The sequence below is a fragment of the Rudaea sp. genome (assembly GCF_036383415.1).
Lineage (GTDB): Bacteria > Pseudomonadota > Gammaproteobacteria > Xanthomonadales > Rhodanobacteraceae > Rudaea.
Genome location: NZ_DASVOK010000502.1, coordinates 1 through 7389, shown reverse-complemented (window position 1 = coordinate 7389; position 7389 = coordinate 1). Strand labels below are relative to the sequence as shown.

10 protein-coding genes are annotated in these 7389 nt (G+C 65.2%); 7 read left to right on the top strand and 3 right to left on the bottom strand.

Annotated elements, in window-relative coordinates:
- Positions 1-190, bottom strand: a 190-nt coding sequence (locus VF497_RS18260; protein ID WP_330891461.1) for a hypothetical protein, incomplete at its 3' end; no start/stop codon positions are given.
- A 232-nt stretch (positions 191-422) separates the two neighbouring features.
- On the opposite strand from VF497_RS18260, the gene VF497_RS18255 reads away from it, so the two are divergent.
- The 3 genes from VF497_RS18255 (at position 423) to VF497_RS18245 (ending at position 3486) form a co-directional block, all read left to right on the top strand.
- A complete protein-coding gene (locus VF497_RS18255; RefSeq protein ID WP_330891459.1) occupies positions 423-1736 on the top strand; it encodes an amidohydrolase family protein in 1314 nt (437 codons plus the stop codon).
- 113 nt (positions 1737-1849) lie between these two features.
- Entirely contained in the window at positions 1850-2329 is a 480-nt protein-coding gene (locus VF497_RS18250; RefSeq protein ID WP_330891458.1) for a VOC family protein, read from the top strand.
- A gap of 38 nt (positions 2330-2367) precedes the next feature.
- Positions 2368-3486, top strand: coding sequence for a DUF1615 domain-containing protein (locus VF497_RS18245; RefSeq protein ID WP_330891456.1), 1119 nt, complete (start codon positions 2368-2370; stop codon positions 3484-3486).
- A 22-nt stretch (positions 3487-3508) separates the two neighbouring features.
- On the opposite strand, the gene thpR is transcribed toward VF497_RS18245, so the two are convergent.
- Positions 3509-4090, bottom strand: a complete 582-nt coding sequence (thpR, locus tag VF497_RS18240) for an RNA 2',3'-cyclic phosphodiesterase (RefSeq protein ID WP_330891454.1) — start codon at positions 4088-4090, stop codon at positions 3509-3511.
- Positions 4091-4320: 230 nt separating this feature from the next.
- On the opposite strand from thpR, the gene VF497_RS18235 reads away from it, so the two are divergent.
- The 3 genes from VF497_RS18235 to VF497_RS18225 are packed head-to-tail and all read left to right on the top strand — an operon-like array spanning position 4321 to position 5628.
- Complete coding sequence (locus VF497_RS18235) at positions 4321-4851, top strand: polymer-forming cytoskeletal protein (RefSeq protein ID WP_330891452.1); 531 nt, start codon at positions 4321-4323, stop codon at positions 4849-4851.
- Entirely contained in the window at positions 4848-5207 is a 360-nt protein-coding gene (locus VF497_RS18230) for a hypothetical protein (RefSeq protein ID WP_330891450.1), read from the top strand. Before VF497_RS18235 ends, VF497_RS18230 begins: the two co-directional genes overlap by 4 nt.
- A 31-nt stretch (positions 5208-5238) precedes the next feature.
- Positions 5239-5628, top strand: coding sequence for a hypothetical protein (locus VF497_RS18225; RefSeq protein ID WP_330891448.1), 390 nt, complete (start codon positions 5239-5241; stop codon positions 5626-5628).
- Between the two features lie 33 nt (positions 5629-5661).
- Here the strand turns inward: VF497_RS18225 and VF497_RS18220 are convergent, their stop codons facing one another.
- Positions 5662-6435, bottom strand: coding sequence for a C1 family peptidase (locus VF497_RS18220; RefSeq protein WP_330891446.1), 774 nt, complete (start codon positions 6433-6435; stop codon positions 5662-5664).
- Between the two features lie 187 nt (positions 6436-6622).
- Between VF497_RS18220 and VF497_RS18215 the strand changes: the two genes are divergently transcribed.
- Positions 6623-7315, top strand: coding sequence for a TonB family protein (locus VF497_RS18215; RefSeq protein WP_330891444.1), 693 nt, complete (start codon positions 6623-6625; stop codon positions 7313-7315).
- Positions 7316-7389 lie beyond the last annotated feature (74 nt).

The following is a 7389-nucleotide window of genomic DNA, read 5'->3' as shown; positions in this document are numbered from 1 at the left end:
TCAAGTCCGCTACCGACATCGACTGCTGCGGCACCGGCGGCTGCTGCTGCGCAGGTGGCGGATTTTGCGCAGGCGCGCTCTGCGCCGTGCTGTTCGGCGACGAGCCGCTGCATGCGGTCAGCATCGCGGCCAGCGCACACGAAAATAGACCGGCGAACTGCTTCGACGGAACGAATGGGGACACGATCATGGCACTCTCCTAACCCCTGCATGAACGATGGTAGTCCGCAGACGTGTACGCTCGCTGAAAAACCCGTCGCAGCGACGGTTGATTTCCGCGCGAAAAACAGGCACGGCAAAATGCTTGCGCGGCCGACACCGGGCGCGGAGCAGCCCCATCGCATCCATGGCGAATGGCACCCCCGCTGCGCGCACCGATGCACCTATACTCCCCCGTCACCACCACCGGGGAGCAAGAAGAAATGAAGCACCGTATCGCGTCGCTTGCCGCAGGCCTGCTGCTCGCGCTTTCCGCACAGGCGCAGGCACCTGCCAAAAGCACACCCGCCGCGCCGAAGCCACTCGTGCTCAAGGCCGCGCACCTGTTCGACGGACGCAGCGGCACGCTGGTCTCGCCCGGCGTCGTCGTCATCCAGGGCGAGCGCATCGCTGCGATCGGTGCCAATACCGCGGTCCCGGCCGACGCGAAGGTGATCGATCTCGGTGATGCAACCTTGTTGCCCGGCTTCATCGACGCGCACACGCACATCGCCTCCGATCACAACGACGACTGGGCGCAGGGTTTCTACGAGGGCATGCTGCGCTTTCCGGTCGAGCAGTCGTTCCACGCCGAGCGCAATGCGCGCGCAACCTTGCGCGCGGGCGTGACCACGGTGCGTGAAGTCGGCGCCGCCGATTTCGTCGACGTCGCCCTGCGCAACGCGATCAACCAGCATCTCGCCGAGGGCCCGACCATGCTCGTCGCCGCGCATGCGATCGGCTCGACCGGCGGCCACTGCGACAACTCGCCGATCCCGCCGGACCGCATGAAGGAACCCGGCCCGCTCGAAGGCGTATGCAACGGTCCCGAGTCGTGTCGCCAGGCGGTGCGCGAGCAGATGAAGTTCGGCGCCGACGTGATCAAGATCTGCGCCTCGGGCGGCGTGCTTTCCGAAGCCGATCCGGTCGACGTGCCGCAGCTCACGCCCGACGAACTCAAGGCGATCATGAGCGAAGCGCACACTTGGCGGCGCAAGGTTGCCGCGCACGCGCACGGCGATCTCGCCGCCAAGCTCGCGGTCGAAGCCGGCGTCGATTCGATCGAACACGGCAGCTTCCTCAAGCCCGAGACGCTGCAACTGATGAAGCAGAAAGGCGTTTACCTCGTGCCGACGCGCATGACCCAAGAATGGGTGCTGGCCAAGGCCGACACCTATCCGCCGAAGATCGGTGCCAAGGCGCGCGCCGCGGCGACCGCGCATTCGGAAATGATGAAGCACGCGCTCAAGATCGGCGTGCTGATGGCGTTCGGCACCGACGCGGCCGTGTATCCGCACGGCAAGAACGCCGAGGAATTCGGTGACCTCGTCGCGCTCGGCATGGCTCCGGCCGCCGCGCTGATGACGAGCAGCATCGGCTCGGCCAAGCTGCTCGGCATCGACGCCGATACCGGCACGCTCGAAGCGGGCAAGTACGCCGACGTCGTCGCCGTGCCGGGCGACGTGCTCAAGAACATCCGCGCCACGGAAAAGCCGCTGCTCGTGGTCAAGCACGGCGAGACGGTGAAGATGGACTGAGCCAGTACGGAGGCGATGTCGATTTCGTCTCCGCCCGCTCGTCGCATGCACAGAAGCAGCGCTTGAACACCTTCAGGCGCTGCTTCGCCCCTTCACTGCGAGGAGAGCAAGCCATGAGCACCCGTTTCCAGCGCATCACCCCGTTTCTCTGGTTCGCAAGCCAGGCCGAGGAAGCCGCGAACTACTACGTATCGATCTTCCCCAATTCCACGATCGGCAAGACCGCGCGCTACGACAAGGCGTCGGCGCAAGCCTGCGGGCAACCCGAAGGCGCGGTCATGACGATGGCGTTCAATCTCGACGGCCACGATTTCGTCGCGCTCAACGGCGGCCCGATCTTCAGCTTCACGCCGGCGGTATCGTTCGTGATCAGCTGCGAGACGCAGGCCGAAATCGACCGCTACTGGGACGCGCTCAGCGCCGGCGGTGACGCCTCCGCCCAGCAATGCGGCTGGCTCAAGGACAAGTTCGGACTTTCCTGGCAAGTCGTGCCGGCCAACATGGCCGAGCTGATCGCACATCCCAAGGCGATGCAGGCGATGATGCAGATGAAGAAGATCGACATCGAGACGCTGCGTCGCGCGGCGCAGTAGGTCACAATGCGGGCACGAAAACGGATGAAAGATTTCGCATGCCTGCGCCGATCCGACGCACCCGCCTGATCCTGCGATTCGCCGCGTTGGCGCTGGCTGCCCTGCTCGCCGGCTGCGCCACGCCGCCAAAGAAACCGCTTCGACCGCGCGAGGAAGTCCGCGCGCAATTGGCGACGCTGATCCCTTCCGGCGCGCAGGATCGCGCCGGCTGGGCGCTCGACATCACCGATGCGTTCTACGCGCTCGACGTCGAGCCGAGCGCCTCGCACCTGTGCGCCGCGCTCGCCGTCATCGAGCAGGAGTCGAGCTTCGTCGCCGATCCGCCGGTGCCGAATCTCGGCCGCATCGCGCAGGAGGAAATCGATCGCCGCGCCGGCGCGCACCACATCCCCGCGTTCGCCGTGCACGCGGCGATGGCGATCAAATCCTCGGACGGGCGCAGCTACAACGACCGCATCGCCGCGGTGCACACCGAGCGCGAACTGAGCCTCGTGTTCGAAGATCTGATAAGTCGCGTGCCACTCGGGCAGACGCTGTTCGCCGACTCCAATCCGGTCAAGACCGGTGGGCCGATGCAGGTCAGCGTGACGATCTCCGAGGAGTTCACGCGCACGCATCCCTATCCATATCCATACGACGGCTCGATCCGCCACGAAGTTTTCAGCCGACGCGGCGGCGTCTACTTCGGCATCGCCCACCTGCTCGCCTATCCGGTCTCCTACGACCGCATGATCTACCGTTTCGCCGACTACAACGCCGGCTTCTACGCGAGCCGCAACGCCGCGTTCCAGAACGCGATCGAGGTGCTGACTAAGCAATCACTCGCCTACGACGGCGACCTCGTCAACTACAGCGGCGACACCGGCCACACCGAACTCGCCGTGCGCACGCTGGGCAAGCGCTTGCAGATGGGCGACGGCGATATCCACGATGTGCTCGCGCAGGGCGAAACCTTCGACTTCGAAAAGACGCTGCTGTACGCGAAGATCTACGCGCTGGCCGACAAGGCCAATGGCGCGCCATTGCCGCGCGCGATGTTGCCGCAGATCGGCCTCGACAGCCCGAAGATCACGCGCAAGTTCACCACCGCGATGTTCGCCGAGAGCGTCGAGCGACGCTATCGCGCCTGCCTCGCGCGCGCGGCGCCGAAGAACTGACACGCGAATTCCGCGAGCAATCTCACCCGAGCAATGTCCAACGCTGCAGGATGCGGTGCTCGGTCTTGCCAAGCAGGCTGTGCACGAGTGCGAATTCGCGCACCGTCCACACGATCGGCGCGACAGATTGTTCCGGCACGAGCAGGCGTTCGTAACGCAGCGTCACATGCGGCGTGAACTCGCGCGTCACCTGCTTGCCCAGGCTGGCCTTGAGCAGACGTTCACCAAGTTGCCTGCGCAACCGCTGCAGCTGCGTATCGCCATCGGCGCCAACCAGCACGCAGGGTTTCTTTTCCGCGCGACCGGCGAAACTCTTCACGCGATCGAACGTCACCTCGAACGGCGTCGCGACGATCTGCGCGGCCGCACGTCGCGCATCCTCGACCAAGGCCGCGGGCAGGCCAGCGTAGTCGCCAAGATGATGCAGCGTGATGTGCAAGCGCTCGCGCTTCAGCGGGGCGCCGCGCAAGTCATGCTGACGGCCGATGTCGTCCGCCAGACGCGCAATCGCTTCGCCTGCTGCTGTGTCCGGAAACACGGCGAAGAATAGGCGGTCCGTCGGCACCGCATCGGCAAAACCACCCAACGACATCTGGCCCGACATGCAACGGATTCTCGGACTTGAAGGCAGACATTATGCCGAAGCCGATCCGGCCAGTTCATGAGCCAAGCGTGCGGAACAGTCCGCAAGTACCAGATCAAAAAGGGGATTCTTAACGAAAAATTCCGTTTTTCTTCGCCGCGATCGCGTACTCTTGCTGTCCCGGCAGCGCAGGGGAGCCGTTGCGCGCCGCTGCCGGACGACAAAACCGCACATCGACCTGGAGCGCCCTCATGGCACTGTGGAAAGAACCGACCAAGCAATCCCCTACCCCCGGGTTTCCACCGGAGCAACCCGCGACCCCGGCGCGTTTCGAGGTCCAGCCCGGTCCCGAGCCCAAGCCCGATCCCGCACCCGTAGTCGCTGCAGCGCCGGCGCGCACGCAGACGCGTGCCGCGGAAAAATCCGAATCGCTGATCGCCCCCGACATCGCGATCGAAGGCAAGATCGAAGGCGCCGGCCATGTGCGCGTCGCCGGCCGGTTCAAGGGCGACATCAACGTGCACGGTGATCTGACCATCGACCCGCGCGCCAATGTCACCGGCAGCGTGCGCGCGGAAAAAGTCACGATCGCGGGCGAACTCATAGGCAACATCGACGCTGCCCAGCATGTCGATTTGACCCAGAGCGGCGCGCTGACCGGCGACCTCAAGGCCGGCACGCTCACCGTCGCCGCCGGCTCGCGTATGCGCGGCCACGCCGAGTTCGGCTGGGGTGACGAGAAATCCTCCACGCACAAGCCGGCGAACGGTTCGGCCTCGTGAGCACCGCGCGCGCGGGCCTGCCCGGCGCGACGCGCACCTGTCCGCACTGCCGGGAGACGATCCTCGAAAGCGCGACGGTATGCCCGTCGTGCAAGCATCACTTGCGCTTCGGCGTGGGCCCGGCCGCGGGCGAGGCGCTAGCCGCCACCGTCACGCCGCTGCGCGTCGAAGGCAGTTTCCGCAACAGCGAGGGCAGCGCCTGGGAATACTCGATGGTGCTGACGATCCGCAACGAGCGCGGCGAGGAAATCGCGCGGCGCCTCGTCGGTGTCGGCGCGATCCAGCCCGACGAGTTGCGTGCGTTCACGCTGAGCGTCGAGATGACGCCCACCGCGGGCAAGCGCACGCGGCATTGAGTGCGCCACGCGCGCGTGCGAGCATGCTCGCATGGCCACGCAAGCCGACGTCCGCAAGATCGCGCTCTCGTTTCCCGACACGATCGAGAAGCAAGGCCATTTCGCCTTCGAGGTACGCCACGGCGCGAAATACAAGGGTTTCTGCTGGGTCTGGCTGGAGCGCATCGAGCCGAAGAAGCCGCGCGTGCCGAATCCGCGCGTGCTCGCCGTGCGCGTCGCCGGTCTCGACGCCAAGGAAATCCTGCTGATGGCCGACGCGGACAAGTTCTTCACCGAGCCGCACTACGACGGCTTCCCCGCCGTGCTCGTGCGGCTCGAAAAAATCGGCAAGACGGAATTGCGCGAACTGCTGCAGCAGGCTTGGCTGGCGCAAGCACCGAAATCGCTGGCGACGGAATTCCTCGCGCGCACGCGCGCCTGAGCAGGCTGCGTCAGCGCAATCAAACCTGCTTCGCTATTTTCTTACCGTCCAGAAATCGTCCGACAGGTTGCGGTCGGCGAGGTACGCGTAGGGCATCGTGAAGTAGCCTTTCATCCCCCAGCCCGTGCCCCACGAGTTGCGCACGATGACGCGCTGCTTCGTATCGTCGTAGCCGACCGCGCAGACCGCGTGACCGCCGACCACACGTTCGCTCTTCCTCGGCAGATTGACGACGCCGGTATTCGCGACCGTCTGCGACTCGAAACTTTCGTAGACGGTGAAACCGAACACGAACGGATAGCCGTCGGCGAGGCAGGAACGCATTTCGTCGGTCGTCGACAGCCGCTGGTAGTTCGTGATCGTGTGCTGCAGCGCCTGCGTGTAGCACGCGGGCGTCGGCTTCTTCGTGAACTGCTTGATCACGTAGGGCCACACCGTTTCCGCGCACACGCCCTGCTTGGCCAGCGTCTTGATGCCGTCGCGCAGCATCGCACCGGAATCCTGGCTCACACTGTGCTCGATCACGCGCTCGTTGTAGTAGACGAACAGGCGCGAGAGATCGACGAGCGGTTGTTGCTGCTTGAGTTCGAGGAATTCAAGCGCGCCGACCAGTGCATTGGCGGTGCAACTGCCGAGTTGGCCCTGGTCTTCGACCGGCGCGCACTGCGCGCGCATGTCGATTTTCGCCGGCAGCTTCTTCGATACCTTGTGGACGAGCGAGTAGAGCTGATCACGCTGGTCGGGCAGATCGGGAATCCAGCCGTAGCGCGCCTGAGTGCGCAAGGTGGTGGGCGTTGGCTTTTTCATCTCTCGGCTCCTTGTCGAGAAAACCGATGCAACCGATTCACTCTGCACCTCGCCCATCACGGTGTCAAACGCACTTGTGCGAACTGCAGCTGAACACATCTGCGACGATAACGAAATCCAAACGCCGGATCGTCACGAACGTGCCAAGCTCGCACGCAGGGGACCCACGACGAGAGGAGTTGCAGTCATGGCTCAATCCGAACAATTCGTTTCCCGCGACGCCCGACCCGCGGACGGCCCGACGCGCAAGGATCTTTACTATCCCGGACTCGTGATCCTCGTGGCACTCGCTTTCGCAGCGAATGCGTGGTTCTTCTATCGCCAGGGCCAGAAGGAAGCGTTGAGCGACGGATCCGAAGCGCTGCCCAGCGCCACCATCGCCTGGACTCGACCGGAGGAATCGTCGCCGGCAACTGCTGCCCAGGCGAACAGCGATGCCGCACAGCAACCCGGTGCGACCGCAAACGACACCGCCAAGCCGGCTTCAGTCGATGCCCCGACCGCAGACAAGGCTCCCGTGAAACGGACGACGAGGGCCAGGCCCACGAATCGCACGATGCTGGCCAAGGCGACTCCGCAGGCCACGCATTCCGCGCCGATTCCGTCCGAGCGCAGCGTCGCGCTGCTCACCCATCCCAAACCGGCCTACCCGGCGCCGGCATTGCGCGAGCGCCAGCAAGGCACGGTCGTCGTGATGGCGAAGGTCGACGTCGCCGGCCGCGTCAGCGATGCGGAGGTCGTCCGCCGCAGCGGGTCGTTCACGCTTGATCGCGCCGCGATGAACGAAGTGCGTCGCTGGAAATTCGAGCCCGCGCTGCACAACGGCCAACCCGTCGTCGCGAGCGTCGAGGTGCCGGTGAGCTACCGCCTCGGGGACTGAGTCCGCACGACCGCATCGATGTCGGGGTCCGTACCGCGCACCCCGACGCGAGCGCTAACTTGCCTTGGCAGCGG

Excerpts from the sequence above, each read along its gene's own strand:
- VF497_RS18255 (WP_330891459.1), top strand. The coding sequence starts at position 423 with ATGAAGCACCGTATCGCGTCGCTTGCCGCAGGCCTGCTGCTCGCGCTT.
- VF497_RS18250 (WP_330891458.1), top strand. The coding sequence starts at position 1,850 with ATGAGCACCCGTTTCCAGCGCATCACCCCGTTTCTCTGGTTCGCAAGC.
- VF497_RS18245 (WP_330891456.1), top strand. The coding sequence starts at position 2,368 with ATGCCTGCGCCGATCCGACGCACCCGCCTGATCCTGCGATTCGCCGCG.
- thpR (WP_330891454.1), bottom strand. The coding sequence starts at position 4,090 with ATGTCGGGCCAGATGTCGTTGGGTGGTTTTGCCGATGCGGTGCCGACG.
- VF497_RS18235 (WP_330891452.1), top strand. The coding sequence starts at position 4,321 with ATGGCACTGTGGAAAGAACCGACCAAGCAATCCCCTACCCCCGGGTTT.
- VF497_RS18225 (WP_330891448.1), top strand. The coding sequence starts at position 5,239 with ATGGCCACGCAAGCCGACGTCCGCAAGATCGCGCTCTCGTTTCCCGAC.
- VF497_RS18220 (WP_330891446.1), bottom strand. The coding sequence starts at position 6,435 with ATGAAAAAGCCAACGCCCACCACCTTGCGCACTCAGGCGCGCTACGGC.
- VF497_RS18215 (WP_330891444.1), top strand. The coding sequence starts at position 6,623 with ATGGCTCAATCCGAACAATTCGTTTCCCGCGACGCCCGACCCGCGGAC.